24 protein-coding genes and 1 pseudogene are annotated in these 25,932 nt (G+C 63.5%); 13 read left to right on the forward strand and 12 right to left on the reverse strand.

The window, feature by feature from the left end; translation table 11 throughout:
• Positions 1-48: 48 nt before the first annotated feature.
• Positions 49-750: a DUF502 domain-containing protein gene (locus BMG03_RS11020; protein WP_075774844.1), complete on the forward strand. Its 702-nt coding sequence runs from the start codon at positions 49-51 to the stop codon at positions 748-750.
• Here the strand turns inward: BMG03_RS11020 and BMG03_RS11025 are convergent.
• The 11 genes and pseudogenes from BMG03_RS11025 to iscR all read right to left on the reverse strand — a co-directional run bounded on the left by BMG03_RS11025 (position 732) and on the right by iscR (position 10,423).
• Positions 732-1,769: a patatin-like phospholipase family protein gene (locus BMG03_RS11025; RefSeq protein ID WP_075774845.1), complete on the reverse strand. Its 1,038-nt coding sequence runs from the start codon at positions 1,767-1,769 to the stop codon at positions 732-734. The genes BMG03_RS11020 and BMG03_RS11025 overlap by 19 nt on opposite strands.
• Before the next feature lie 86 nt (positions 1,770-1,855).
• Positions 1,856-3,075, reverse strand: a pseudogene (locus BMG03_RS11030) (cysteine desulfurase).
• 8 nt (positions 3,076-3,083) lie between these two features.
• Positions 3,084-3,677, reverse strand: coding sequence for a YIP1 family protein (locus BMG03_RS11035; protein WP_075774847.1), 594 nt, complete (start codon positions 3,675-3,677; stop codon positions 3,084-3,086).
• Positions 3,677-4,168, reverse strand: a complete 492-nt coding sequence (locus BMG03_RS11040; protein ID WP_075774848.1) for a Yip1 family protein — start codon at positions 4,166-4,168, stop codon at positions 3,677-3,679. The genes BMG03_RS11035 and BMG03_RS11040 overlap by 1 nt, the downstream gene beginning before the upstream one ends.
• A 9-nt stretch (positions 4,169-4,177) precedes the next feature.
• Positions 4,178-5,455, reverse strand: coding sequence for a Fe-S cluster assembly protein SufD (gene sufD / locus BMG03_RS11045; RefSeq protein ID WP_075774849.1), 1,278 nt, complete (start codon positions 5,453-5,455; stop codon positions 4,178-4,180).
• Positions 5,455-6,228, reverse strand: coding sequence for a Fe-S cluster assembly ATPase SufC (gene sufC / locus BMG03_RS11050; RefSeq protein ID WP_075774850.1), 774 nt, complete (start codon positions 6,226-6,228; stop codon positions 5,455-5,457). The genes sufD and sufC overlap by 1 nt, the downstream gene beginning before the upstream one ends.
• A 9-nt stretch (positions 6,229-6,237) precedes the next feature.
• Positions 6,238-6,552, reverse strand: a complete 315-nt coding sequence (locus BMG03_RS11055) for a heavy metal-binding domain-containing protein (protein WP_075774851.1) — start codon at positions 6,550-6,552, stop codon at positions 6,238-6,240.
• A gap of 52 nt (positions 6,553-6,604) precedes the next feature.
• Positions 6,605-7,138, reverse strand: coding sequence for a hypothetical protein (locus BMG03_RS11060; protein WP_075774852.1), 534 nt, complete (start codon positions 7,136-7,138; stop codon positions 6,605-6,607).
• A gap of 99 nt (positions 7,139-7,237) precedes the next feature.
• Complete coding sequence (sufB, locus tag BMG03_RS11065) at positions 7,238-8,758, reverse strand: Fe-S cluster assembly protein SufB (RefSeq protein ID WP_075774853.1); 1,521 nt, start codon at positions 8,756-8,758, stop codon at positions 7,238-7,240.
• 18 nt (positions 8,759-8,776) lie between these two features.
• Positions 8,777-9,820 carry a cysteine desulfurase family protein gene (locus BMG03_RS11070; RefSeq protein WP_075774854.1) on the reverse strand — a complete coding sequence of 348 codons (1,044 nt, stop codon included), beginning with the start codon at positions 9,818-9,820 and terminating at the stop codon, positions 8,777-8,779.
• Positions 9,821-9,964: 144 nt separating this feature from the next.
• A complete protein-coding gene (gene iscR, locus BMG03_RS11075) occupies positions 9,965-10,423 on the reverse strand; it encodes a Fe-S cluster assembly transcriptional regulator IscR (protein WP_075774855.1) in 459 nt (152 codons plus the stop codon).
• A gap of 255 nt (positions 10,424-10,678) precedes the next feature.
• Here iscR and BMG03_RS11080 point away from each other — a divergent pair, with 255 nt between their 5' ends.
• The 6 genes from BMG03_RS11080 (at position 10,679) to BMG03_RS11105 (ending at position 16,295) form a co-directional block, all read left to right on the forward strand.
• Complete coding sequence (locus BMG03_RS11080; RefSeq protein ID WP_075774856.1) at positions 10,679-11,356, forward strand: alpha/beta hydrolase; 678 nt, start codon at positions 10,679-10,681, stop codon at positions 11,354-11,356.
• Positions 11,356-11,619, forward strand: a complete 264-nt coding sequence (locus BMG03_RS11085; RefSeq protein WP_075774857.1) for a hypothetical protein — start codon at positions 11,356-11,358, stop codon at positions 11,617-11,619. The genes BMG03_RS11080 and BMG03_RS11085 overlap by 1 nt, the downstream gene beginning before the upstream one ends.
• Entirely contained in the window at positions 11,616-12,053 is a 438-nt protein-coding gene (locus tag BMG03_RS11090; RefSeq protein WP_075774858.1) for a hypothetical protein, read from the forward strand. The genes BMG03_RS11085 and BMG03_RS11090 overlap by 4 nt, the downstream gene beginning before the upstream one ends.
• Positions 12,050-12,640: an HD domain-containing protein gene (locus BMG03_RS11095; RefSeq protein WP_075774859.1), complete on the forward strand. Its 591-nt coding sequence runs from the start codon at positions 12,050-12,052 to the stop codon at positions 12,638-12,640. The genes BMG03_RS11090 and BMG03_RS11095 overlap by 4 nt, the downstream gene beginning before the upstream one ends.
• A gap of 135 nt (positions 12,641-12,775) precedes the next feature.
• A complete protein-coding gene (locus tag BMG03_RS11100) occupies positions 12,776-14,980 on the forward strand; it encodes an NADP-dependent isocitrate dehydrogenase (RefSeq protein WP_075774860.1) in 2,205 nt (734 codons plus the stop codon).
• Between the two features lie 100 nt (positions 14,981-15,080).
• Positions 15,081-16,295: an NADP-dependent isocitrate dehydrogenase gene (locus tag BMG03_RS11105; protein ID WP_075774861.1), complete on the forward strand. Its 1,215-nt coding sequence runs from the start codon at positions 15,081-15,083 to the stop codon at positions 16,293-16,295.
• A gap of 318 nt (positions 16,296-16,613) precedes the next feature.
• Here the strand turns inward: BMG03_RS11105 and BMG03_RS11110 are convergent, their stop codons facing one another.
• Positions 16,614-16,835 (reverse strand): hypothetical protein, encoded by a 222-nt coding sequence (locus BMG03_RS11110; RefSeq protein ID WP_075774862.1) that lies wholly within the window; start codon positions 16,833-16,835, stop codon positions 16,614-16,616.
• Between the two features lie 425 nt (positions 16,836-17,260).
• Between BMG03_RS11110 and BMG03_RS11115 the strand changes: the two genes are divergently transcribed.
• From BMG03_RS11115 to BMG03_RS11140, 6 genes are all read left to right on the forward strand, one after another.
• Positions 17,261-17,878, forward strand: a complete 618-nt coding sequence (locus tag BMG03_RS11115) for a YitT family protein (protein ID WP_075774863.1) — start codon at positions 17,261-17,263, stop codon at positions 17,876-17,878.
• A gap of 118 nt (positions 17,879-17,996) precedes the next feature.
• Entirely contained in the window at positions 17,997-18,644 is a 648-nt protein-coding gene (locus tag BMG03_RS11120; RefSeq protein WP_077701228.1) for a YitT family protein, read from the forward strand.
• Positions 18,645-18,662: 18 nt separating this feature from the next.
• Complete coding sequence (locus BMG03_RS11125; protein WP_075774864.1) at positions 18,663-18,998, forward strand: DMT family transporter; 336 nt, start codon at positions 18,663-18,665, stop codon at positions 18,996-18,998.
• A gap of 99 nt (positions 18,999-19,097) precedes the next feature.
• Entirely contained in the window at positions 19,098-20,915 is a 1,818-nt protein-coding gene (gene typA / locus BMG03_RS11130) for a translational GTPase TypA (protein ID WP_075774865.1), read from the forward strand.
• A 149-nt stretch (positions 20,916-21,064) separates the two neighbouring features.
• Positions 21,065-23,890 (forward strand): DNA gyrase subunit A, encoded by a 2,826-nt coding sequence (gene gyrA, locus BMG03_RS11135; RefSeq protein WP_077701229.1) that lies wholly within the window; start codon positions 21,065-21,067, stop codon positions 23,888-23,890.
• A 349-nt stretch (positions 23,891-24,239) separates the two neighbouring features.
• Positions 24,240-25,850 (forward strand): BCCT family transporter, encoded by a 1,611-nt coding sequence (locus BMG03_RS11140; protein ID WP_075774866.1) that lies wholly within the window; start codon positions 24,240-24,242, stop codon positions 25,848-25,850.
• The last annotated feature ends 82 nt before the right edge of the window (positions 25,851-25,932 follow it).

Genomic DNA, 25,932 nt, shown 5'->3' on the forward strand with positions numbered 1-25,932 from the left:
CTGCCTAGATAGCAGGCAACGCATCGCCACGAGAGGGCGCATCCTGACATGACCAAAGACGATTCCCATCCGCGCCGCCGCTCGCGTTTCGGCGCACTGCGCGCCTCCTTCTTTACCGGGTTGATCGTCGTCGCGCCGATCGGCCTGACGATCTGGCTGATGTGGACGATGGCCGGTTGGGTCGACGGCTGGGTGCTGCCGCTGGTGCCGCCCGAGCTGCGCCCCGAACGCTATATCGGCATCAATGTACGCGGGCTCGGCGTCATCATCTTCCTGGTATTCACGGTCATCGTCGGCTGGCTCGCGAAGGGCTTTTTCGGCCGCACGATGATCCGCTTCGGCGAAAGCATCGTCGACCGGCTGCCCTTCGTGCGCACGGTCTATAACGGTCTCAAGCAGATCGCGGAAACGGTGCTAAGCCAGTCCGAGGGCAAGTTCGACCGCGCCTGCATCATCGAGTATCCGAGCGAGGGCCTGAAGGCGATCGCCTTCGTGTCGTCGACCGCGAAGGGCGAGATCGCGGCACAGGCCGAGGACGGCGACCCGCTGATCTCGGTGTTCCTGCCGACGACGCCGAACCCGACCTCGGGCTTCCTGCTCTTCGTGCCGGAATCGAAGGTCACCTATCTCCAGATGTCGGTCGAGGATGCGGCGAAGCTGATCATCTCGGCAGGTCTTGTCTATCCGCAGCCCAAACCGGTGAAGGAGCCGCGCAAGTCGAAGGCGAAGATTCAGTCGAACAACGCCTGAAGGTCGGTCGACGCCTCTTTGCCGATCTTGTCGGCGTGAGCTTCGAGCCAGCGATCCGCCGCCGCCCGGCCTGCCAGTTTCAGCTTTGCCAGCATCCCCCATTCGGGAAGGATTTTGGACTTCGCACCCAGCTCGGTCATGACGTCGTCATCGGCGATCATGTGGATCAGCACATCCTTCATCGACCCCTCCGGCAGCCGGTCTTCGCGGATCAGCCGATGTACGAAATTGATCGCGCGCAATTCCCGCAGCAGCGAGGTGTTGAAGCTGATCTCGTTGATCCGTTCGTCGATCTGCGCGGGCGTCCGGGGGATTTCGTCGCGCCAGAGGGGGTTGATCGAAATCACCACGACGTCGCGCGGATAGGCGGGTTCGAACAGCGGGAAAAGCGGCGGATTTCCGGTATAGCCGCCATCCCAATATGCCTCTGTGCGGCCCGTCTTCGGGTCGTCGATTTCGACCGCCTGGAAAATCTCGGGCAGGCAGGCCGAGGCGAGGATGGCATCCGCTGTAATTTCTTCGCCGGTGAAGACACGGACCTTGCCGGTGCGCACATTGGTCGCCGAGACATGCAGCCGTGGCCCCTCTTCCGCGCAGACATCGCGATATCGGAACCGTTCGACCACCGAGCTCAGCGGATTGACGTAGAACGGCCCTGCATCATAGGGCGAAAAGACGCGCGACATGCCGTCGATGAAGGCCGCAGGGGTGAAAGCGTCGAACCAGCGTTTCAGCGCCTCGGATCCGGGCACTTGCGCGGGCATCAACCGCTCGAGCCGCAGATCGACGCTTTCGGCCACCTGGCTCCAGAGCTCGTCGAGCGACTCGCGCGCGCCCTGACGGCCAGCTCGCGCATAGCCCGCCTTGAACGCAGCCCCGTTCAGCGCCCCGGCAGAGGTGCCGGAGATCGCCGCGTAGTCCAGCCACTCTTCATCCAGAAATCGGTCGAGAACGCCCCAGGTGAACGCGCCATGTGCGCCCCCGCCCTGCAATGCGAGATTGATGCTCTTGCGGTTCATCGGCTCGGCCCTTTCGCTGCCCGCCTCCCTGCCGCAGAGTTATGCTGCGTCGCAGCAAAAGCAAGTCTCTCGCCCGGGCGGTCGCCTCAGCCTAGCAGATCGTGGCAGAGTTCCAGCGCGGAAATCAGCGCGTCGGCCTCTTCGCGGGTGTTATACATCCCGAAAGACGCGCGCGCCGTGGCGGAAACGCCCAGCCATTCCATCAGCGGCCCGGTGCAATGTTGCCCCGCGCGCACCGCGACGCCCCGCTTGTCGAGGATGGTCGAGATGTCATGCGGATGCGCCGGCCCGTTCAGCGTGAGCGAGAAGATCGCGCCCTTGTCGGGCGCGGTGCCCTGCTGGTTGAGCCAGTTCAGCCCGCTCAGTTTCTCGGCCGTATAGTCGCGCAGGTCGCGCTCATGCTCGGCGATGTTCTCCATCCCGATCCCCATCAGGTAATCGAGGGCGACGCCCATGCCGATCTGCTGCACGATGCCGGGCGTGCCAGCCTCGAATTTCATCGGCGGCGTATTGTAGATCACCGTATCGCGGGTAACGGTGTCGATCATGTCGCCGCCGCCAAGGAATGGGCGCATCTCGAGCATCCGGTCGCGGTGAATGAAGAGCGCCCCGGAACCGCTTGGTCCGTATAGCTTATGTCCGGTGATGACGTAGAAATCGCAGCCCAGATCGTCGATGTCGACGGGGCCATGCACTGCCGCCTGCGAGCCATCGACCAACGTGGCGATCCCGCGGGCGCGCGCTGCCTGCGCGATCGGTTTCACATCGACCCGGGTGCCCAGCACGTTCGACATATGGGTGATCGCGATCAGCTTTGTACGCGGCGTGATCGCCTCCAGCACCTTTTCGGGCGGCAGCGAGCCATCGGCCTCGGGCTCCACCCAGACCAGCTTCACGCCCTGCCGCTCGCGCAGGAAATGCCACGGCACGATATTGGCGTGGTGCTCCATCACCGACAGGATGATCTCGTCGCCCGGCTCGAGGTTCGGCGCCCCCCAGGCGTAGCTCACTAGGTTGATCCCCTCGGTCGAGCCGGTGGTGAACACGATCTGCTCTTCATCTGCGACATGCAGGAAGCGCGCGACGATCCCGCGCACGCTCTCGTATTTCTCGGTCGCGATATTGGACAGCGTATGCAGCCCGCGATGCACGTTGGAATAGTCGTGCTCGTACATCTGCGTCATCGCGTCGATCACGACGCGCGGCTTCTGCGCCGAGGCCCCGTTATCGAGGTAAACCAACGGCTTGCCGTTCACTTCTCGCGTCAGGATCGGGAAATCCGCGCGGATTTTTCGATATCATACATGGAGCACCTCAGAGTGACGCGGGGTCTGCGGGCATTTGCACGAGGCCGGTCGAGACCAGCACGATCCCCGCGATCATCGCCGAGCCCAGAAAGGTCAAGATAACCCCGAAGCCGGTTGCCAAGGGGTTTTCGAACCCGTGCAGAACCATCGTGAACTGCACCAGCAAGTAGAACATCAGCGCCACCAGCAGCACCGACATCAGAGTGGCCGAGATCGGGAAGAACACCATAAGCACGACCTGGATCATCTGACCGATCATCAGAACGAACTCAATCCAGGTCAGAAGCAGCAGCGCATCCGAGAATTTCCCATTCCCGCCAAAGCGTTGGCCGACGAAAGACATTGCGAAGGCGCCATAGACCAGAAGGGCTGCCTGCAGCCCCACGACGGTCAGCGGCGGCGTCACCGTGCCGATATCGACCTTGGTGATGAACGAGAACACCAGCTGCGCGAGCGTGCCGAGGATCGCCGTCATCACGACAACCAGCACCATCGCCATGAACCGCGCATTGCCGCTCAGATTCAGCCCGATCAAATCGCGCGCAACCGATTTGGGATCGGTGAAGCTGCGGATAAGCCATTCTTTAAGGTCGGGCTGCATCAGTTTGTTTTTCCTTCGAATTCCACCACCCGCAACGCTGCGCCCCATAGCAGGACGAAGGCTACGGTCACAAGCGCGGAGACGAGCGAAAGTTCCGCGCCGCGTCCGATGAACCCCGCGACCAGCCCTTGCAACAGCATCAGCGGCGAGACCACCAGAAGCGACCAGAACAGTGCGACGCGCGCACCATACCAGCTTCCCTGCCCGCCAAGGAGGCGCAGCACAAGGTGGCTCAATGCCGCAATCGCGTAGAAAACGGGCACGGTGGCCAGCAGCGCCAGCACCGTGCCCATCATCAGCCCGACCATCGGCTGGTCGGGCATCTCATGGGCGATCCGCGACAACCGCGGCCATTGCGCGATGAAGATCACGGTCAGCGCCGCAAGCAGGAAGACCAGCGCGCGCGGCTCGGAAGCCGGGCGTGCGAGATGCTCGCGCATCACCACGCGCGGACGCCGGTAGCTGCGCCGGATATCGTCGGTCGCGGACATCGCGGCGCCTCAGCCGCGATGGCGCGAAAGCCACCCTTCCAACCGGGTGAGGATCGCATCGCGGAACCGCTCTTCCTCAATCTCTTCAATGGCATCGGCCACGAAGCTCAGAACCAGAAGCGCGGTGGCTTCCTCTTCCGGCACGCCGCGCGAGCGCAGGTAGAAAAGCGCCGTCTCGTCGATCGCGCCGGTGGTCGAGCCGTGCGAACACTGCACGTCATCGGCGTAGATTTCGAGTTCCGGCTTGGCGAGGAACTGGCTGTTCTCGTCGAGCAGCAGCGACTGGCTGATCTGGTAGCCATCGGTCTTCTGCGCGCCCGGCTTCACGAGGATCTTGCCCTGGAAGATGCCCTCGGCGCCGTTCTTCAGCACTTTCTTGAAGACCTGACGGCTCTCGCCGCGCTCGGCCCCGTGGGTGATGAAGACGGTGTCGTCGTGGTGGAACTTGCCGGTCTTGCCATCGCCAAGAGCCGCGCCCGCGACATGGGCGTTCGCGTCGTCGCCCACGATGTCGATCACGCATTCATTGCGCGTCAGCACCCCGTTCGAGGTCAGCGTGAAGCTCTTGAACAGGCCCTCTTCCGCGACGCGGGTGAAGATCGAGGTGATCGCACGACGCTCGTGGTCGCGGCCCTGCACGCGGATGTGGTGGAATTTCGCGTGTTTCGCGACCTCCACTTCCATCAGCTGGTTGAAGCGCGCCCCGGCCGGGCCGTTCTCCAGAACCGTGATCTCCGCGCCCTCTTCCAGCTTCACGAGGTGATGAAGGATCGGGTCGGAACTCTGTGACTCATGGGTATAAATCAGGCTCACGGGTTTCTCGGCGGCCCCGGTCACGCGGATCAGAACGCCATCGGTCGCCGACGCGGTGTTCAGCGCCGCGAAGGGGCGTTTCACCGGATCCTGACCGTTGGCTTCCAGCGTGCCGTAAAGGCTGCTGGCCCAGTTCACGTCGGGCGCATCGGCCAGACGCAGGATTTCGACACCGGACATCGCCAGATCGTCTGAGGCCTCGGCATCGAAAACACCGTCGCGGAATACGATCTTCAGCCGATCGATTTCCCCGAAAATTTCGGGCTCGTCATCCGCGAAGGGCGCGGCGCGCACCGGATCGGGCGCGATGAAATCGGTCGGGTTGGTCCAGCGCCAGTATTCGTCGCGACGGCCCGGCAGGCCCATCGCGTTCAGACGGTCCAGCGCTGCGCGGCGTTGCGGCCCAAAGCCCTCGGGCAGAGAAACGCGCGCCAGCCGCGTCTCGGCGGGGGTCATTTTCTCGACTGCCGACATTACGCCATCACCTCCGAGATCCCGTGTTTCGCGAGCAGGTCGGCGTAGCCGTTCTTTTCGACCTCGAGAGCCAGTTCCGGCCCGCCGGTCTCGATGATGCGGCCATCCGCCATGATGTGGACGACATCGGGTTTGATATGGTCGAGCAGGCGCTGGTAGTGGGTGATGACGAGGAAGGAACGGCCCTCGTCGCGCAGCGCGTTCACGCCTTCGGCCACCAGACGCATCGCGTCGACGTCGAGGCCGGAGTCGGTCTCGTCGAGGATGCACATCTTCGGCTCGAGGATCGCCATCTGAAGGATTTCGTTGCGCTTCTTCTCACCGCCCGAGAAGCCGACATTGACCGGGCGCTTCAGCATATCGGCGTCGATCTTGAGCGATTTCGCCTTACCGCGCACCAGTTTCAGGAAGTCGCCAGCGGAGATTTCCTCCTCGCCGCGGGCCTTGCGCTGTGCGTTGAGCGCGGTACGCAGGAAGGTCATGTTGCCGACGCCGGGAATTTCCACCGGATATTGGAACGCGAGGAACAGGCCTGCCGCCGCGCGCTCTTCGGGCTCGGAATCGAGCAGGTCGGTGTCGTTGAGATGCGCCTCGCCTTCGGTGACCTCGTAGCCATCGCGGCCCGAGAGCACGTAGGACAGCGTGGATTTACCGGACCCGTTCGGACCCATGATCGCATGGACCTTGCCGGACTCGACGCTCAGGTTGACGCCCTTGAGGATCTGCTTGTCCTCTTCTTCCAGTTTGACGTGCAGGTTCTTGATATCAAGCATGGTTCTTCCTCAGGATACGGTTACAGCGGTGCCGGAGGCCGACACCATAAGCATGGATTGGCCGACGACCTCGTAGTCGAGATCGACGCCGACAACGGCATTCGCGCCCAGCTCGCGGGCGCGGTCTTCAAGCTCGCCAAGCGCCGTGGCGCGCGCGTCTTGCAATTTGGATTCGTAAGCGCCGGAGCGGCCTCCGATGATGTCGGTGACCTGCGCGAAGATATCGCGGACGACATTGGCGCCCATGATGGCCTCGCCCACGACGATGCCATGATAGGTCGCGATCGGGCGACCCTCGATGGTGGGTGTGGTGGTGACGATCATGCGCGCTCTCCCCCTTGGCGACCCTTACGGGCCGCGGCGGGCGCGCATAGGGTCAGAAGCGGATGGTTGTCTCGGCGTAGCGCAGTGTGCGCGGCTCGAATTGCGCGGTCTGCTGCTCCACCCAGTCGGGCGTGAAGGCGAGCGCCGCCATATCCGGTTCCCAGAACGCGATATTGTGCAGCCCCACGAAGGCCAGCGCGACGCCCAGCAGCTGCACCGCCATCAGTTTCACCGAGGCGAGCCGCAGCACCATGCCCAGCCCGAAGGCCGTCAGCACTGCCGCGACCACGAGGACCAGATCCGGATTGGAGCCGACCTTCTCGGCGAGTTCCGGCGTCAGAAAGCGCATCTTGAGCGCCGTCACGATCATCATCCCGATCGCGCCGACCATCAGCGCGGGCAGGACCTTGAACACGGCCAGCCGCGAGTGACGCGGCTTGGCGATGACCCGACGCAGCATCGCGGAATCGTTGGTCACCCAGGCTTCCTGATCGCCGATATGCAGCTGAATCCGGCCCTTCGCCGATTTCCGCGTTTTCTCGATCCGCGCGAGGCGATCGTTGAAGCTGGCGCTCGATATCGTCATGGTCCTCACCTATCCATTTGGACAGGTTAAGACATGCATAAGGATTATGCCCGAAATGGGGCAGATCCTCGGCAATTTCGATATTTGCGCGCGTGAAGATCACCCGACGCTCCCCTCCAGCGAGATCGCCACAAGGCTTTGAGCTTCCATCGCGAATTCCATCGGCAGCGCCTGAAGGACTTCGCGGCAGAACCCGTTGACGACGAGCGCCACGGCCTCTTCCTCGTCCATCCCGCGGGCGCGGCAGTAGAACAGCTGATCGTCGTCGACCTTCGAGGTGGTGGCCTCGTGCTCGACCCGGCTCGAGTTGTTCTTCACCTCGATATAGGGAACCGTGTGCGCGCCGCATTTATCGCCGATCAGCAGCGAGTCACATTGCGTGTAGTTGCGCGAGTCGGTCGCTTTCGGGTGCATCGAGACGAGACCGCGATAGGTGTTCTGCGCCTGACCGGCCGAGATGCCCTTGGACACGATCCGCGAGCGGGTGTCCTTGCCGAGATGGATCATCTTGGTGCCGGTATCGGCCTGCTGCCAGTTATTCGCGATGGCGATAGAGTAGAACTCGCCCTGGCTTTCGTTGCCGCGCAGAATGCAGGACGGGTATTTCCATGTGATCGCGGAGCCGGTCTCGACCTGCGTCCACATCACCTTGGCGCGGTCGCCGCGGCAATCGGCGCGCTTGGTGACGAAGTTGTAGATGCCGCCCTTGCCGTCTTCATCGCCCGGGAACCAGTTCTGCACCGTGGAATATTTCACCTCGGCGTCTTCCTCGACGATGATCTCGACCACGGCCGCGTGCAGCTGCGCGGTGTCGCGCTTGGGCGCGGTGCAGCCTTCGAGATAGGACACGTAGGAGCCCTTGTCTGCGATGATCAGGGTGCGCTCGAACTGCCCTGTATTCTCCGCGTTGATGCGGAAATAGGTCGACAGTTCCATCGGGCAGCGCACGCCCGGCGGCACGTAGACGAAGGAGCCGTCCGAGAACACGGCGGAGTTCAGCGCTGCGTAGAAGTTGTCACCCTGCGGCACGACAGAGCCGAGATATTTCTTCACCAGCTCCGGGTGTTCCTGGATCGCTTCCGAGATCGAGCAGAAGATCACGCCCGCTTCGGCCAGCTTGTCCTTGAAGGTCGTGCCAACGGAGACGCTGTCGAACACCGCATCGACCGCGATCTGGCGATCTTCGAGGTTGATGTCCTCCGCCCCTTCGACGCCCGCGAGGATCATCTGTTCCTTCAGCGGAATGCCGAGCTTCTCATAGGTGGCGAGCAGCTTGGGGTCGACCTCGTCGAGCGACTTGGGCTTCTCGACCATGCTTTTCGGGCGCGCGTAGTAATACTGGTCCTGGAAGTCGATTTCCGGAACCTTCAGCAGCGCCCAGTTCGGCTTGGGCATATCTTCCCAGCGCGAGAAAGCCTGCAGACGCCATTCGGTCATCCACTCGGGTTCTTTGTTCTTGTCCGAGATCAGGCGGACGATATCCGTGTTCACCCCTTTCGGCGCGTATTCCATCTCGATATCGGTGTTCCAGCCGTATTTGTAGGTGCCCATATTCTGGACGGTCTCGACCGTCTCGCGATCGACGCCTTCACGTACTTCCACCTGATCAACGCCCGCCATATCCGGCTCTCCCATCTCTTACCCGCGCCGTGCGCGGTGTTTCGCTTCGCATTTCAGCCAGTGTTCGGCGAAACGCATGACATCTTCTTCGCGGCTCTGCGGCCCCAGCGAGACCCGCAATGCCGATCCCGCCTCGGTTTCCGAAAAGCCCATCGCGACCAGCGCGGCGGAGCTTTTGACCTTTCCGCTTGAACACGCGGAGCCTGCGGAGACCGCGAACCCGCCCAGGTCCATCTGCATCACCTGCGTCTCGCCCTTCCAGCCGGGCGTGATGAAGCAGGACGTGTTCGAAAGCCTGCGCGATTCATTCCCGACAAAAATAGTCTCGCTTGCCCGATCCGCAATGGCGTTTTCTAGAATGTTTCTAAGTTTTTCGATCTCGCGCCAGATTCCGCCCTCAAGATCACGCGAGGCGGCCTCGGCTGCCGCACCGAAGCCCGCGATACCGATCAGATTCTCGGTGCCGGCACGGCGTCCCATCTCCTGACCGCCGCCCTTGAGCTGCGCCGCGATATCCGTGCCGCGCTTCACGATCAGCGCGCCGACGCCTTTCGGCCCGCCCAGCTTATGCGCCGAAACGATGCCGCAGGTGGTGCCGAGCCAGTTGAACGCAAACGGGATCTTGCCAAACCCTTGGGTGAGATCGCTCAGATACAGGCCTTCGGGCATCTCCTGCACCACGCCGGTCTCGGAATTGGCCAGCTGCAGCGCCGAATTTGCGGGATCGGTGACGGTGATCCGCCCTTTCCGGTCCACAGGCAGATCCTCCACGCACCAGCTGCGCACCGCGTCATGTTCGACGCCCGCACAATGGACTTCGCGCCCGGCCAGCGCCAAGGCGGCGGCTTCCGTGGCGCCGGAGGTGAAGATCACGTCCTGTCCCTCTGCGCCCAAGGCGGCCGCCACCTGATTGCGCGCCCGCTCCATCAGTGCCTTCGCGGCACGCCCCTCGGAATGCACGGAGGATGGGTTGCCGACCACGTCCATCGCCTCGATCATCGCCGCACGGGCCTCGGGCCTCAGCGGCGTTGTCGCGTTCCAGTCGAGATAGCTGCGCGCCATGATACGCTCCGCGTGAATGAAATGTCGGATGCCTCCGGCGGGGATATTTGACCCAAGCCGAAGAAGAAAGGGCGTGCCTTCGCCTCGGCGAAAATATCCCCCGCGGAGCGTCCGCGAGCGACCATCATGCCCGGACGGACGGGATCACTCGTCGACGACCGAAAACAGGCTCGGCACCGCCGGACAGGGTTTGAGCTGGTTCTTCACCACGTCTTCGAGCGTCGTCTGATGCAGGAAGACGAAGACCTGCGCCGAGAGGCTCTCCCAAAGACGGTTCGCCATCGACTGCGCCCGCGAGCCCGAAATCGCGCCCGAGGCACCGGCGCCGACATGCATCGCCGAGACGGTCTCGTCCACGGCCTCGAAGATCTCCGAGATGCGGATTTCCGCGGGCGTGCGCGCAAGACGGTAGCCCCCGCCGGGGCCGCGGACCGAATTCACCAGCCCCGCACGGCGCAGCCGTACGAAGAGCTGCTCCAGATAAGGCAGCGAGATATCCTGACGCTCGGACAGCGCCGCCAGCGAGGTCCGGCTGCCTTCGCCCGCCAGCGCCAGATCGACCAGCGCGACCATCGCGTAACGGCCTTTCGTCGACAGTTTCATGCACCCTCCCCGGTCCGAGACCCATCCGAACCCGTATTTGACCGCAAATCGGCCCGAAAACTCTACCCGCGCAGGAGTGAATCATTGCTAAAGCATTGACGCAAGCGCGAGGGCCGATTACCTCCACCAATGCCCGATCTCCCGGCATGGCGCCGGGGGTGGCTTTCTCCTAGGCCAGCCGCGCCGACCCGTCAAGAAAGGCGGATGCGCTGGCGGCCCCGGAACCCAGAGCTGGCGCAATAAAAACGAGAGACGATGCCCGAAGTCATTTTTCCCGGTCCCGAAGGTCGCCTCGAGGGGCGCTACCACCCGCAGCCCGCACCCGACGCGCCGATCGCGATCATCCTGCATCCCGATCCGCAGTTCGGCGGCACGATGAACAACCGCGTCGTCTACAACCTGCACTACGCCTTTTTCAAAATGGGCTTCACGGTTCTGCGCTTCAACTTCCGGGGCGTGGGCCGCAGCCAAGGCGAATACGATCAAGGCGTGGGCGAATTGTCCGATGCCGCCTCGGCGCTGGACTACCTGCAGGCGATGAACCCGAACTCGAAGCATTGCTGGGTCGCGGGCCATTCCTTCGGCGCGTGGATCGGCATGCAGCTGCTGATGCGCCGCCCCGAGATCACCGGCTTCATCTCCGTTGCCCCGCCCGGCCCGTCTTCGCCCGGCCCCGGCAATTACGATTATTCCTTCCTTGCGCCCTGCCCGTCCTCGGGTCTGATCATCAACGGCACGAACGACCGGATCGCGCAGCCGAAAGAGACCGAGCAGCTGGTCTCCAAGCTGCAGGAGCAGAAGGGCATCACGATCACCCATGAGGTCATCGAGGGTGCGGACCACTTCTTCAAGAACGAAGAAGCCCATATGCAGCCGATGATCGAGACCGTTCAGACCTATGTGCGCCGCCGGCTGACGGAGGGCACGCGCTGATGGCGCTGATCGACGAACTGGCCGAGAAGCTCGCCACCGACACGATGGAGGCGATGCGCAAATACGACGACGATCGCCTCTTCATGGAGGTGAGCAACTATATCGGCACGTCGTCGCCCTCCCTGCAGGAGGCCTACATGACCGCCTGTCGCCTGCACATGGCCGAGCAACGCGGCCGCGAATTCTTCGAGCGCAAGCTGGTGGAGTTGGAAAAACGCGCACAGGCGGCGGCGAAAACACCGGATTCCGGGACCGGGGCATGAGCCCGGGGGCCGCGCGCGTCCTCTTCGCGGCAGCCCTCTCCCTCGCCCTGTCGCTGATCATCGCGACGGCCTTTCATGCAGGCCAGATGCTCTGCAACGGCGACTGGGCCGGATCGCATTCGCGTGGTGAGGCGTTGCGGCTCGGGCTTGCAGACCTGCTCGCGCGGCCGCTGCACCTGATCGTCGTGGCGGTGCCGCTCTGGCTTGGCTGGACCGGGCTCCTGCTCGCCGCCGCGAACCGCGCGATCCCGCCGGTGCTGGGCATGGGCATCGTCGTTTTCTCGATCTTCGGCACGGTTCTGTTCTACGCTTTCGCGGCGCCGAACCTCGACTGTGCTGCCTATACCGATCGCGCGATGAGCTGGCGCGCGGGCGGTCTGTTCGCCTTCGTGGCGCTTCTTCTGCTTCTGCCCCGGCTCTGGAGACGTTCATGACCCGGCTCGATCAGCAATTCACCTTTCTCGCCGAAGCCGAGAAACTTAAATCGGTGACCCGCGCGACGCCGATCCACGACGCCTCGCGCCCTGAGAATTCCGGCGAGCATAGCTGGTCGCTCGCGCTTTATGCGCTGACACTGGCCGAGCAGGCGCCCGAAGGTGTTTCGATCGACCGGGTGATCCGCATGCTCCTGCTGCACGATCTGGTCGAGATCGACGTGGGCGACGTGCCGATCCACAGCCAAGGCGGCACGGCGCACGGCGCGGAAGACATCCAGAAGGCCGAAGCCGCCGCCGCCGAGCGCATCTTCGGACTGCTGCCAGAGGACCAGGGGGCAGCGATGCTGGCGCTGTGGCAGGAATTCGAGGCCAACGAGACCCCCGACGCGATCTTCGCGAAATCGCTCGACCGGGTGCAACCGGTCCTGCTGAACCACCAGTCAGGCGGCGGCTCGTGGATCGATTACGATGTCAGCTTCACCCAACTCGAAGAGCGCATCGGCACCAAGATCGCCCGTGGCGCGCCCGCGGTGTGGGACTGGGTGCGCGATCGGGTCGAAGGCTGGTTCGCGGCGCGCAGCTGATGCGTGCAGCCCCTCAGCGCCCGTTGCATGGGGATTTCGGGCAACCTCCGTATACAATCGCATACCGTCTAGCCAAGCGCATCTGAATCGGGTAAGAGGCAGCAAACCGAGGCTTCAACCGAAGAGGGCTGTGCCATGAGCGACAAGAACACTCCTGACATCATTTACACCAAGGTCGACGAGGCCCCGGAACTGGCAAGCGCATCACTGCTGCCGATCGTGCGCAAATTCGCGCAAGCGGCCGGGATTTCGGTGGGCACCAAGGATATCTCGCTCGCGGGCCGCATCCTCGCCACCTTCCCCGAAGCGCTTACCGAAGAGCAGCGCCAGTCGGACGATCTGGCCTGGCTCGGCGATTACGTGAAAACGCCGCAGGCCAACGTCATCAAGCTGCCGAACATCTCGGCTTCGGTGCCGCAGCTGGTCGCTGCCGTCCGTGAATTGCAAGGCCAAGGCTACGCCCTGCCCGATTACCCGGAAGAGCCGAAGACCGATGAGGGAAAAGCCGTCCGCGCGAAATACGACTCGATCAAGGGCTCGGCCGTGAACCCGGTGCTGCGCGAGGGCAACTCGGATCGTCGCGCCGCCGCTGCCGTGAAGAAATTCGCGCAGAACAACCCGCACCGCATGGGCGAGTGGACCGCCGACAGCAAGACCCGCGTCGCCTCGATGTCAGAAGGCGATTTCTTCTCGAACGAAGTCTCGGCCACCCTGCCGAAGGCGGCCACCGCGAAAATCGTGCTGGAAGGCGCCGATGGCGAGACCGTTCTCAAGGACGGCGTGAGCTATCCCGAAGGCACCGTGGTCGACGCGACCTACATGTCGGCTGACAAGCTCGACGCCTTCCTTGCCGAGGAAATCAAGAAGACCAAGGACGAAGGCGTCCTGTTCTCGCTGCATATGAAGGCGACGATGATGAAGGTCTCCGACCCGATCATCTTCGGTCATGCGGTGAAGGAATGGCTCAAGCCGGTCTTCGAGAAATACGGTGACAAGATGAAGTCGCTCGGCGTCGATCCCGCCTCGGGCATGGGCGACCTGCTGGAGCGCGTGAAGGGCGAGCCGGAAATCCTGGCTGCGATCGAGGAAGTCCGCGACCAGCGTCCGCCGATGTATATGGTGAACTCGGACAAGGGCATCACCAACCTGCACGTGCCCTCCGATGTCATCATCGACGCCTCGATGCCCGCGCTGATCCGCGCCGGCGGCAAAGGCTGGGGCCCGGACAACAAGGAACACGACTGCGTCTGCGTGATCCCGGATAGCTCCTACGCGCCGGTCTATGACGCGACGATCGAGTATTTCAAAGCCAACGGCAAACTGAACCCCGCCACCGCGGGCACCGTTCAGAACATCGGCCTGATGGCGCAGAAAGCCGAGGAATACGGCTCGCACCCGACCACCTTCGAGATCCCGAACGACGGCACCGTGAAGATGGTTCTGGACGACGGCACGGTCCTGCATTCGCATGACGTGAAGAAGGGCGACATCTGGCGTTCGGCCTCGGCCCGCAAGGCGCCGATCGAAGACTGGGTGAACCTCGCCATCGACCGTCAGAAGGCGACCGGCTACCGCGCGATCTTCTGGCTCGACGAGACCCGCGCTCACGATGCGGAGCTGATCTCCTACGTGAAGCCGATCCTGGAAGCCAAGGGCGTGGCCGACAAGTTCGAGATCATGGCCCCGCGTGAGGCGACCATCGCCTCGCTCGAGACCATCACCAAGGGCGAGAACACTATCGCGATCACCGGCAACGTGCTGCGCGACTACCTGACGGACCTGTTCCCGATCCTGGAGCTGGCCACCTCGGCCAAGATGCTCTCGATCGTGAAGCTGATGCAGGGCGGCGGTCTGTTCGAGACCGGCGCTGGCGGCTCGGCCCCCAAGCACGTTCAGCAGCTGGTGGAGGAAAATCACCTGCGTTGGGACAGCCTCGGCGAATTCTGCGCCCTCGGCGAGAGCTTCAAGTTCTTCGCGGACCAGACCGACAACGCGAAAGCGCGCGTGCTGGGCGAGACGGTCGAGACCGCGACGCAGGGCATTCTCGACAACGACCGGTCGCCCTCGCGCAAGGTCGGCGAGCCCGACAACCGCGCCAGCCACTACTGGTTCGCCCGCTACTGGGCCGAGGCTCTCGCCGCGCAAGGCGACGATACCGAACTGGCCGCCGAATTCGCCCCGATCGCCAAGGCGCTGGCCGAAGGCGAGGCGAAGATCGTGGCCGAACTGGCAGAGGTTCAGGGCAAGCCCGCCGATATCGGCGGCTACTACCACGCCGATCCGAAAAAGCTCGCCGCGGTGATGCGCCCGAGCGAGACGCTCAACGCCATCATCGGCTGAGAGCACTGAGACCAGGGGGCGGCGCGGGCCGCCCCTTTCAATTCCCGGCCTCCCCGGCACACGAACCCGTGAATTAAGCCCGATCTGAAAAGGAACGCGCATGACCAAGATCAAGGTAGAGAACCCCGTCGTCGAACTCGACGGCGACGAGATGACCCGCATCATCTGGGACTTCATCAAGCAGAAACTGATCCTGCCCTATCTCGATATCGACCTGAAATATTACGACCTCGGCATCGAGAGCCGCGACGCGACCGACGACCAGATCACCGTCGATGCGGCCGAGGCGATCAAGCAATACGGCGTCGGCGTCAAATGTGCGACGATCACCCCCGACGAGGCGCGCATGGAGGAATTCAACCTCAAGCGCATGTATCGCTCGCCCAACGGCACGATCCGAAACATCCTCGGCGGCGTCATCTTCCGCGAGCCGATCATCTGCAAGAACGTCCCGCGCCTCGTGCCCGGCTGGACCAAGCCGATCGTCGTGGGCCGTCACGCCTATGGCGACCAGTACAAGGCCACCGATTTCCGCTTCCCCGGCAAGGGCACGATCACGCTGAAATTCGTGGGCGACGATGGTGAAGTGATCGAGAAGGAAGTGTTCCAGGCGCCTGACGCAGGCGTCGTGATGGGCATGTACAACCTCGACAAGTCGATCATCGACTTCGCGCGCGCTTCGCTGAACTACGGCCTGATGAAGGGCTGGCCGGTCTATCTGTCGACCAAGAACACGATCCTCAAGGCCTATGACGGCCGCTTCAAGGATCTGTTCCAGCAGGTCTTCGAGGAAGAATTCGCCGAGAAGTTCAAGGAAGCCGGCATCTGGTACGAGCATCGCCTGATCGACGACATGGTGGCGAGCTCGCTGAAATGGTCGGGCGGCTATGTCTGGGCCTGCAAGAACTACGACGGCGACGTGCAGTCGGATACGGTCGCGCAGGGCTTCGGTTCGCTGGGTCTGATGACCTCGATCCTGATGACGCCCGATGGCAAGACGGTCGAAGCCGAGGCCGCCCACGGTACGGTCACGCGCCACTACCGCCAGCACCAGCAGGGCAAGGAGACCTCGACGAATTCCATCGCCTCGATCTTCGCCTGGACCGGTGGCCTGAAGCACCGCGCCAAGCTGGACGGCAACGCGCAGCTTCAGACCTTCGCGGAAACGCTCGAGAAGGTCTGCGTGCAGGCGGTCGAGGATGGCCACATGACCAAGGACCTCGCGCTGCTCGTGGGCCCCGATCAGAAGTGGCTGACCACGATGGGCTTCCTCGAGAAGATCGACGAATACCTGAACAAGTCGCTGTCGCTCTAAAGCGCGCGAAATGGGTTGAGGAAGGCGGGGTTCTCCCCGCCTTTTTCGTTTGGCGAGAAACGATCGACGCCCGACTGGCACGGGGCGACCAGCCCCGGGCCGCGCCCATTCGTCAGGCTTACGCCGCGCCACAGGCGCGACGGTCCCTCCTCATTCCTCCCGGGAGGGCGCATCGGTGGTGTCTCCGCAAGCACGCAGTCATTCGGGCTTGCGAGATAAAACACCCTCACACAGGCGGATCAAAGCGCCCACCCGAGGTCGGGCGCGCCCCTCATGTCCTTGCATGGGCCGGGCGCATCACACGCCCGACCCTTTCGTTTACCGCATCATGCTCCACGGCTCTGGCGGAGGCTCAGCGGGCCCGAGCCCGATATCTCTGCGCAAGTGGTCGCTCAGCTGCCCGGCATCGAGCGGACGCGGCTTGTTTCCGCGGGAAATAAGCGCGAGCAGCGCCGAGCGCAGCACTTTACCTGCGCCGAACTTGGCGATCGTGGCTTCGATGGTGAAGGCGTCGTTCGGACGCTCGAGAGTCTGGATCATGTGATGTCCCGGCGCGGGTCCAATCCCGCAACCGGCCTTTCTTCGATTGATGTGAAAGAAGACCCGACGGGAACCGCGAGAGCGCGGCCAGGATGCGTCGCGACAGGATCGGGACGCGGAAATCGGGTCAGTTTGCGGGAGTGGGGCCTAGGCCCCGGGTCGGATCGGGACGGTCAGGCGAGGCGTCGTGCGACGCGGGCGGTGACCGAAAAACCGATACGGGTTTCGCAATACGCTGCGAGGGCTTGGTGATATGACATCATGGCGGCCCTCCTCTTGACTTGGGCGTTGCGAATGGCGCCACTTGGCCCGATCTCCGACAGCACGGCAACTCGCGCGACGGTGTTTGGGAGGTATTGAGGCACCTCTGTTGCCGATGCGCATCAGTTCTTGCGCTTGGCGTTGCCTCATGGCATCTGAGCGCCATGAGCCAGACCCGCATCCAAGACCCGCATCGCCATACTCTGCCCGAGGACACCCAAGGGCTTCTCTCCGGCACGCTGATGATGGCGCTCGCCGTAGCGCTGCTGCACGGCGCGGGCTTGTTTACCGGGCAGATCGCGGGGCTGTCGCTGGTGCTCTCCTACGTCACCGGATGGAGCTTCGGTGCGATCTTCTTCACGCTCAACCTGCCCTTCTATTGGCTTGCCTTGCGCCGGATGGGGAAGCGATTCACGGTGAAGACGGTGATCGCAGTGGCCATCCTGTCTGTCTTTACCGAGATCTTGCCGCTTCTTCTCAGCTTCGCCACCCTTCACCCCGGTGCGGCGGCTGTCTTGGCGGGGGTCGTCTCGGGCGCAGGGCTTCTGGCGCTTTTTCGCCACGGCGCGAGCCTTGGCGGCGTGGGGATCGTGGCGCTTTATCTGCAGGACAAGACCGGGTTCAAAGCGGGCCGCACGCAGATCCTGTTCGATTGCGGCGTGTTCCTGTTCGCGCTGTTCGTGCTACCGCTCGACAAGGTGCTGTGGTCGCTTCTGGGCGCGATGGTTTTGAACGTTATCATCCTGATCAACCACCGCCGCGACCGCTATATCGCCACCTGATCCGGACGCGATCGGCCGGCCACGGGCCCGCGCGCCCTGCCCGACCCTTTCGAGTACTGCAAGGCGGACCTGCGCCCAGCGAGTTGGTAGGTCAGCGATTATGCCCTATTATTAGGTCATGACCACTGACGCACATATCACCGCCGACCAGATCGCCGCCAAAGACGCGACCCGTCCGCATTACTCGAAGCTCGAGGATCTGCAGGGCCTTGTCGTGGCCGCCGCTCAAGCCGCGCTGGGAATTCACCTGCTGCGCGCCGCGGGCCTCGTGACCGGGGGCACCGCAGGCGCCGCGCTGATCCTGTCCTATATCACGGGAGTCAGTTTCGGGGTCGTGTTCTTCGTGATCAACATCCCCTTCTACGCCTTCGCCTATTACGCGCGCGGCGCAGGCTTTGCGCTGAAAAGCCTCGTGACCGTGACGCTCGTGTCGCTGATGGCCGAGGCGCTCAAGCCCGTTCTGCATGTCGCGGATATCCACCCTGCCGTGGCCGCCGTGCTGTTCGGGATCTCCGCAGGCGTCGGCCTTCTCGGCCTCTTCCGTCACAAGGGCTCGCTCGGTGGCGTCTCCATCGTCGCCGTGATCTTGCAGGACAAGTTCGGCTTTCGCGCCGGCTGGACGCAGCTGATCCACGACCTGTGCCTGTTCGTCATCGCGAGCTTCATCCTCGCACCGCCTTTGGTGCTCTACTCGCTTCTGGGTGCAATCGTGCTGAATTTCGTCATCGCGATGAACCACCGCCGGGACTGGTATATCGCCGAGTGATCCGGCAGAGTGCCGGCCATGCTCAAGACCTATGTCATCCTGCTCATCGCGGTCGCTTTCGAGACCTTCGGCTCGGCCTGCCTGCAGGCCAGCCAGCAATTCACGCGGCTCTGGCCGACGGTGGGCGTGGCGGTGGGCTTCATCGGCGGGCTCTATTTCTTCACGCTGGTGCTGAAGGTGCTGCCGCTCGGGATCACCTATGCGCTGTGGTCCGGGATCGGAATGGTCCTGATCGCGGGCGTGGGCTGGCTGATGTTCAATCAGCGGCTGGATTTGCCCGCCCTGATCGGGATCGCGCTGATTCTGACAGGCATCCTCGTGATCAACCTGTTCTCGAAATCGCATTTCCACTGACACGATGCCGCATCGCGGCGAGATCGCCATGCTGGGGGGCTAGCCGAGAGGCGATCTTTCCTTTATGGGCGGGGCAACTCAAGAACAGGACGACCTCCCATGGACCTTCGCAACATTGCGATCATCGCTCACGTGGACCACGGCAAGACGACGCTCGTGGACCAGCTTCTGCGCCAATCGGGCGCTTTCCGTGAAAACCAGGCCGTCGCGGAACGCGCGATGGACAGCAACGACATCGAGCGCGAGCGCGGCATCACCATTCTCGCCAAGGCCACCTCGGTGGAATGGGGCGGCACCCGCATCAACATCGTCGACACCCCCGGCCACGCCGATTTCGGCGGCGAGGTCGAGCGTATCCTCTCGATGGTGGACGGTGTCGTGCTGCTGGTGGACGCAGCCGAAGGCCCGATGCCGCAGACCAAGTTCGTGACCTCGAAGGCGCTTGCGCTTGGCCTGAAGCCGATCGTCGTGCTCAACAAGGTCGACAAGCCCGCGGCCGAGCCCGACCGCGCGCTGGACGAGGTGTTCGACCTCTTCGCGAATCTCGGCGCCGATGACGAGCAGCTCGACTTCCCGCATCTCTATGCCTCGGGCATCGGTGGCTGGGCGGATACCGAGCTGGACGGCCCGCGCGAGAACCTCGACGCGCTGTTCGAGCTGATCCTGAAGCATGTCGAGCCGCCGAAGCAGGAATTCCGCGCCGACGAGCCGTTCCAGATGCTGGCCACCACGCTCTCGGCCGACCCGTTCATCGGGCGCATCCTGACCGGCCGCATCGAGGCGGGCACGCTCAAGGTCGGCGATCAGCTCAAGGCGCTCTCGCGCAAGGGCGAGCGCATCGAAGCCTTCCGCTGCACCAAGATTCTCGCCTTCCGTGGCCTGTCGCAGCAGCCGATCGACGAGGCCGTCGCTGGCGACATCGTCACCGTCGCAGGCATGACCAAGGCCACCGTCGCCGACACGCTCTGCGCGCCGGAAGTCGATACCCCGATCGACGCCCAGCCGATCGATCCGCCGACGATCTCCGTGACCTTCGGCATCAACGACTCGCCGCTCGCCGGCAAGGACGGCTCGAAGGTGCAGTCGCGCGTCATTCGCGACCGCCTGATGAAAGAGGCCGAAACCAACGTCGCGATCCGCGTCGAGGACACCCCCGGCGGCGAGGCTTTCGTGGTCTCGGGTCGTGGCGAACTCCAGATGGGCGTGCTGATCGAGAACATGCGCCGCGAAGGGTTCGAACTGTCGATCTCGCGCCCGAAGGTGATCTTCCGCGAGGAAGACGGCCAGCGCATGGAGCCGATCGAGGAAGTCATCGTCGACGTGGACGACGAGTATTCCGGCGTCGTGATCGAGAAGCTGACCGGCTACCGCAAGGGCGAACTGGCCGAGATGCGCCCGGCCGAGGGTGGCAAGACCCGCATCGTGGCCCATGTCCCCTCGCGCGGCATGATCGGCTATCAGGGCGAGTTCCTGACCGACACGCGCGGCTCGGGCGTGCTGAACCGCCTGTTCCATAGCTGGGCGCCCTACAAGGGCCAGATCGACGGGCGTCGTCAGGGCGTTCTGATCTCGATGGAGAATGGCGTCTCTGTCGCCTACGCGCTGTGGAACCTCGAGGAGCGCGGCAAGCTGTTCATCGGCTCGCAGGAGCAGGTCTATACCGGGATGATCATCGGCGAGCATTCGCGCGACAACGATCTCGAAGTGAACCCGCTCAAGGGCAAGAAGCTGACCAACGTCCGCGCCTCGGGCACGGATGAAGCGGTCCGCCTGACCCCGCCGGTGCGTCTGTCGCTCGAGGAGGCCATCGCCTATATCAACGACGACGAGCTGGTCGAAGTCACGCCCAAGGCGATCCGCCTGCGCAAACTGCACCTCGACCCGCACGAGCGGAAGCGCGCAGCCCGCGAAGGCTGATCGGCTGCGGCACGGGCCGCGCCCCGATCGCCCTAACCTGACGTCACGAAGAAGGCCCCGCGCACCCGCCGGGGCCTTCTCCATGATTGCACCCGCCGCTTGCGGCCTTTATAAGGTTCCACAACAATATCTAGAATATCGAGGCGCGCGTGACCGACACTCCTGAACCGCCGGAAACCGAAGAAGAAGGCCCCGGGCGGCCCGCTTATCTCGGCCCCACCGTTTCCATCGCGGACGAGATGAAAACCGCCTATCTCGATTACGCGATGAGCGTGATCGTGAGCCGCGCGATCCCCGATCTGCGCGACGGTCTGAAACCCGTTCACCGGCGCATCCTCTATGCGATGCACGAGACCGGGAACACTTTCGACAAGCCCTATCGCAAGTCGGCGCGTCCGGTTGGCGACGTCATGGGTCAGTATCACCCGCATGGCGACGCCGCGATCTACGACGCGTTGGTGCGGATGGCGCAGCCCTTCTCGATGTCGCTGCCGCTGCTCGACGGTCAGGGCAACTTCGGCTCGATGGACGGCGACAACGCGGCGGCGATGCGCTACACCGAAGTGCGCATGGCGAAACCGGCCAATTACATTCTCGCCGATATCGAGAAAGACACGGTCGATTTCCAGGACAACTACGACGGCAAGCAGGAAGAGCCGACGGTTCTGCCCGCACGCTTCCCGAACATGCTGGTCAACGGCGCGGGCGGTATCGCCGTCGGCATGGCGACCAACATTCCGCCGCACAACCTCGGCGAGGTCTGCGACGCGACGCTGGCGTTGATCGAGAACCCCGACATGTCGGACGAGGCGATCATGGAGATCGTCCCCGCCCCCGACTTTCCGACCGGCGGCCAGATCATGGGGCGCGGCGGTGCGCGCAAGGCTTACCTCGAGGGCCGTGGCTCGGTCATCATCCGGGCGAAGACCCGCGTGGAAGAGATCCGCAAGGACCGCTTCGCGATCATCCTCGACGAGATTCCCTATCAAGTGAACAAGGCGGCGATGATCGAGAAGATCGCCGATCTCGTGCGCGAGAAGAAACTCGAAGGCATCTCGAACATCGCCGACGAATCCGACCGCGTTGGCGTGCGTGTCGTGATCGAGCTGAAGCGCGACGCGACCCCCGATGTGGTGCTGAACCAGCTTTTCCGCTTCACGCAAATGCAGACCTCCTTCGGCTGCAACATGCTGGCGCTGAACGGCGGCCGCCCCGAGCAGCTGACGCTGCGCCAGTTCCTCACCTATTTCATCAGCTTCCGCGAGGAAGTCGTCGCACGCCGCACCGCATTCGAACTGCGCAAGGCGCGCGAGCGCAGCCACATCCTCTGCGGTCTGGCCGTGGCGGTGTCGAACGTAGACGAGGTCGTGGCGACCATCCGCTCCTCGGCCGACGCGGCAGAGGCCCGCACCCGCCTGATGGAGCGGCGCTGGCCCGCGCATGACATCGTCGAATATCTCAAGCTGATCGACGATCCGCTGCATCCGGTCAACGATGACGGCACCTATAACCTGTCGGAAACGCAGGCCCGCGCGATCCTCGATCTGCGTCTTCAGCGTCTGACCCAGATCGGCGTGAAGGAAGTCACGGACGAACTCGCCCAGCTGGCCGAGAAGATCCGCGAATACCTCGCCATCCTCGCCTCGCGCGAGCGGATCATGGGCATCATCGCCGACGAGCTGCGCGAAGTGCGCGAGCTGTTTGCCGTGCCGCGCCGCACCGAGATCATCGACTGGGCCGGCGACATGGCCGACGAAGACCTGATCGAGCGCGAAGACATGGTCGTGACCGTCACTCAGGGCGGCTACATCAAGCGCACGCCTCTGGCCGATTTCCGCTCGCAAAAGCGCGGCGGCAAGGGGCTGTCGGGTGGCGCGCTGAAGGATGACGACACGGTCACCACGCTGTTCGTCGCCAACACCCATACGCAGCTTCTGTTCTTCACGACCGAAGGCATGGTCTACAAGATGAAGTGCTGGCAGCTGCCGCTCGGCTCTCGCCAGTCGAAGGGCAAGGCGATCGTCAACATCCTGCCGATCCCCACAGGCGTGTCGATCGCCGCGATCACCCCGGTCGATCGCGACGAGGCGGAATGGGACGACCTGCAGATGGTCTTCGCGACCTCCAAGGGCACCGTGCGCCGCAACCGCCTGTCGGATTTCACCAACGTCATGCGCAACGGCAAGATCGCGATGAAGTTCGAGGACGAGAACGCCGGAATGCGCCTGATCAATGCGCGCATCTGTTCCGAGGACGACGACGTGATGCTGGTCACCGCCAGCGGTCGCGCGATCCGCTTCCCGGTGCCGGAAGTGCGCGTGTTCAACTCGCGCAACTCGGTCGGCGTTCGCGGCATCAAGCTGAAGGGCGATGACGAGGTCGTCTCGATGTCGGTGATCCGCCACTTCGAAGCCAGCTCGGAAGAGCGCGCGGCCTATCTCAAGCAGCGTCGCCTGATGGCGGGCGTGACCGAGGACGAGGTCGAGCCCGACGAGGACGAGGAAACCGTGGCCGAGGGGCCGCTCTCGATGGAACGTTATGCCGAGATGTCCGCCGCCGAAGATCTGATCCTGACGATCACCTCGAAGGGGTCGGGCAAGATCTCGTCGAGCCACGACTATCCGACCCGCGGTCGCGGCGGTCAGGGTGTGACGGCGATCGACAAGGCGATGCGGGGCGGCCCGCTGGTGGCCTCCTTCCCGGTCGAGATGAGCGATCAGATCATGCTCGCCACCTCGACGGGTCAGTCGATCCGCTGCCCGGTGGAAGACATCTCCTTCCGCTCGCGCTCTGCCGGTGGCGTGCGTGTGTTCAACACCGCCAAGGGCGAAGTCGTGGTCTCGGTCGCGCGGATCGCCGATCAGGGCGACGACGACGATCTGGATCCGGATTCCGATGGGTCGACCGATGCACCCGATGCACCTTCCGCGCCGGACGCCTCCGGGAACGGCGGTGCGGAGGATAGCGAAAGCTGATCCCGCGCAGGTTGCTCGCAATTCGCAACGGCTTCGCAAAAAGCAATGAGATCAAGCCCCCGTTCCGCAAGGACCGGGGGCTTTCCCATTATGGCTTCCACGCTAGAAGGATAGTCGCGATGGCGAGTTCGATCTCTGGAACGTCGGCCTCGGCGTCACCCTTGGAAAAGGTTCGACCACGAACCTCTTCCGCCACAACCTCGCCTTCTGATCGCACGGACTTTCGATGTTGCGGCTCAGCCACGTGCCGCGCCGTTTCGACTCTTTGTTGCTCTCAATTCGCCATTTGCCCGGAACCACCCCTGAAGCCACCCGTTGCGGTTGCACTATTCAAAAAAGGGAGAGTTTCATGAAAGCCTTGGCAGATAGGCTCGGCCTAAGAACCGACCCGACGATCTTCTTCGTATCGGCAGGCTTCACGATCGTCTTCGTGCTCGCCCTTGTGATCTTTCCCGGCCCGATTGGCGACGCGTTCGCCGCGGGCCGTTCCTGGATCGTCGCCAATCTCGGCTGGTTCTTCATTCTCGGCGTCAATATCTGGCTGGGCTTCCTGATCTGGGCCGCGCTGTCGCGCCATGGCCATATCCGGCTCGGGCCGAAGGACAGCCGCCCGGAATATGGCAATCTGTCATGGTTCACGATGCTGTTCGCGGGCGGTATCGGCACGGTGCTGATGTTCTGGGGCGTGGCCGAACCGATCAGCCATTTCTCCGAACCACCGCTGCCGGGCGTCGAGCCTTTTTCCGACGAGGCCGCGAAAGACGCGATCTCCATCGCGATCTATCACCTCGGCCTGCACACCTGGACGATCTTCACGCTGCCGGGGCTGGGGTTTGCCTATTTCATCAACCGCTACGACCTGCCGGTGCGGGTCTCTTCGGTGTTCTACCCGCTCCTGAAAGAGGGCATCAACGGGCCGATCGGAAAGGCGATCGACATCGCTTCGATCCTCGGCACGCTGTTTGGCGTCGCCGTCTCGCTCGGCCTCGGCTCCAGCCAGATCGCCGCCGGCCTCGATGCGCTTCTCGGTACGGGCGACGGCACCTTCGTCAAGATCGCGATCCTCACCGCGCTGACCGCCGTTGCGATCACCTCCATCGTCGCTGGGCTCGACAAGGGCGTGAAGCTGCTGTCGAATATCAATATCGGCATGGCGGTCGGCCTGATGGTCTTCGTGCTGATCTTCGGCTCGACCCTGTTCCTGCTGCGCGGGATCGTCCAGACCTTCGGGCTCTATTTCTCCAACCTGCCGCATCTGGCCTTCTGGAACGACATGCTGGCCAACGAGAACCCCGACACGCCCGGCTGGGGCTGGCAGGGCTCGTGGACGGTGTTCTACTGGGCCTGGACGGTGACCTGGTCGCCCTTCATCGGGCTCTTCGTCGCGCGCATCTCGCGCGGTCGCACGGTGCGCGAATTCGTTTTCGGCGTGCTGCTGGCGCCGTCACTCTTCACCCTGATCTGGTTCGCGATCTTCGGCTGGCAGGCGATGGAGTTCGACGGCATCGGACAGGCGGCGCGCGCCGCGATGGGCGATCAGGCGGGGCAATTGTCGAAAGCGGTCTCCGATAGCGTTCCGCTCGCGATGTTCGCCTTCTTCGAGCATTTCCCCTTCGTCCATATCGTTCAGGGCATCGCCGTCGTCGTGGTGGCGATCTTCTTCGCGACGTCGTCGGACTCGGCCTCGCTGGTGGTCGACATGCTCTGCACCGGCACGCCGACGCCCGGCCCCGTCCATCAGCGCGTTTTCTGGGGCGCGGCCGAAGGGCTGGTCGCGGCGATGCTGATCATACTCGCAGGCGATGCCGGGTTGACCGCGCTGCAACAGGTGATCACCGTCGTGGGCCTGCCGATCTTCATACTGGTGTCGATGATGATCCCTTCGATCATCAAGGGATTTGCGCTTGAAGACATCGACCATGTCTCGATCGGCAAGAGACCCAAGCTCGACGATTTCTGATCGCAAGAAACGGCCCGGGGATGCTCCGGGCCGTTTCCCGTTTTCCCTCCGCGGATCGGCCTTCCCTTTTGCCGCTTTGACC

Origin of the sequence: Thioclava nitratireducens (assembly GCF_001940525.2) — a bacterium.
Classification (GTDB): Bacteria; Pseudomonadota; Alphaproteobacteria; order Rhodobacterales; family Rhodobacteraceae; genus Thioclava; species Thioclava nitratireducens.

Excerpts from the sequence above, each read along its gene's own strand:
- BMG03_RS11140 (WP_075774866.1), top strand. The coding sequence starts at position 24,240 with ATGAAAGCCTTGGCAGATAGGCTCGGCCTAAGAACCGACCCGACGATC.
- BMG03_RS11020 (WP_075774844.1), top strand. The coding sequence starts at position 49 with ATGACCAAAGACGATTCCCATCCGCGCCGCCGCTCGCGTTTCGGCGCA.
- BMG03_RS11055 (WP_075774851.1), bottom strand. The coding sequence starts at position 6,552 with ATGATCGTCACCACCACACCCACCATCGAGGGTCGCCCGATCGCGACC.
- BMG03_RS11120 (WP_077701228.1), top strand. The coding sequence starts at position 17,997 with ATGACCACTGACGCACATATCACCGCCGACCAGATCGCCGCCAAAGAC.
- BMG03_RS11025 (WP_075774845.1), bottom strand. The coding sequence starts at position 1,769 with ATGAACCGCAAGAGCATCAATCTCGCATTGCAGGGCGGGGGCGCACAT.
- typA (WP_075774865.1), top strand. The coding sequence starts at position 19,098 with ATGGACCTTCGCAACATTGCGATCATCGCTCACGTGGACCACGGCAAG.
- BMG03_RS11125 (WP_075774864.1), top strand. The coding sequence starts at position 18,663 with ATGCTCAAGACCTATGTCATCCTGCTCATCGCGGTCGCTTTCGAGACC.
- BMG03_RS11100 (WP_075774860.1), top strand. The coding sequence starts at position 12,776 with ATGAGCGACAAGAACACTCCTGACATCATTTACACCAAGGTCGACGAG.
- BMG03_RS11090 (WP_075774858.1), top strand. The coding sequence starts at position 11,616 with ATGAGCCCGGGGGCCGCGCGCGTCCTCTTCGCGGCAGCCCTCTCCCTC.
- sufB (WP_075774853.1), bottom strand. The coding sequence starts at position 8,758 with ATGGCGGGCGTTGATCAGGTGGAAGTACGTGAAGGCGTCGATCGCGAG.
- iscR (WP_075774855.1), bottom strand. The coding sequence starts at position 10,423 with ATGAAACTGTCGACGAAAGGCCGTTACGCGATGGTCGCGCTGGTCGAT.
- sufD (WP_075774849.1), bottom strand. The coding sequence starts at position 5,455 with ATGTCGGCAGTCGAGAAAATGACCCCCGCCGAGACGCGGCTGGCGCGC.
- BMG03_RS11115 (WP_075774863.1), top strand. The coding sequence starts at position 17,261 with ATGAGCCAGACCCGCATCCAAGACCCGCATCGCCATACTCTGCCCGAG.
- BMG03_RS11040 (WP_075774848.1), bottom strand. The coding sequence starts at position 4,168 with ATGTCCGCGACCGACGATATCCGGCGCAGCTACCGGCGTCCGCGCGTG.
- BMG03_RS11085 (WP_075774857.1), top strand. The coding sequence starts at position 11,356 with ATGGCGCTGATCGACGAACTGGCCGAGAAGCTCGCCACCGACACGATG.
- sufC (WP_075774850.1), bottom strand. The coding sequence starts at position 6,228 with ATGCTTGATATCAAGAACCTGCACGTCAAACTGGAAGAAGAGGACAAG.
- BMG03_RS11110 (WP_075774862.1), bottom strand. The coding sequence starts at position 16,835 with ATGATCCAGACTCTCGAGCGTCCGAACGACGCCTTCACCATCGAAGCC.
- BMG03_RS11095 (WP_075774859.1), top strand. The coding sequence starts at position 12,050 with ATGACCCGGCTCGATCAGCAATTCACCTTTCTCGCCGAAGCCGAGAAA.
- BMG03_RS11035 (WP_075774847.1), bottom strand. The coding sequence starts at position 3,677 with ATGCAGCCCGACCTTAAAGAATGGCTTATCCGCAGCTTCACCGATCCC.
- BMG03_RS11070 (WP_075774854.1), bottom strand. The coding sequence starts at position 9,820 with ATGGCGCGCAGCTATCTCGACTGGAACGCGACAACGCCGCTGAGGCCC.
- BMG03_RS11060 (WP_075774852.1), bottom strand. The coding sequence starts at position 7,138 with ATGACGATATCGAGCGCCAGCTTCAACGATCGCCTCGCGCGGATCGAG.
- BMG03_RS11080 (WP_075774856.1), top strand. The coding sequence starts at position 10,679 with ATGCCCGAAGTCATTTTTCCCGGTCCCGAAGGTCGCCTCGAGGGGCGC.
- BMG03_RS11105 (WP_075774861.1), top strand. The coding sequence starts at position 15,081 with ATGACCAAGATCAAGGTAGAGAACCCCGTCGTCGAACTCGACGGCGAC.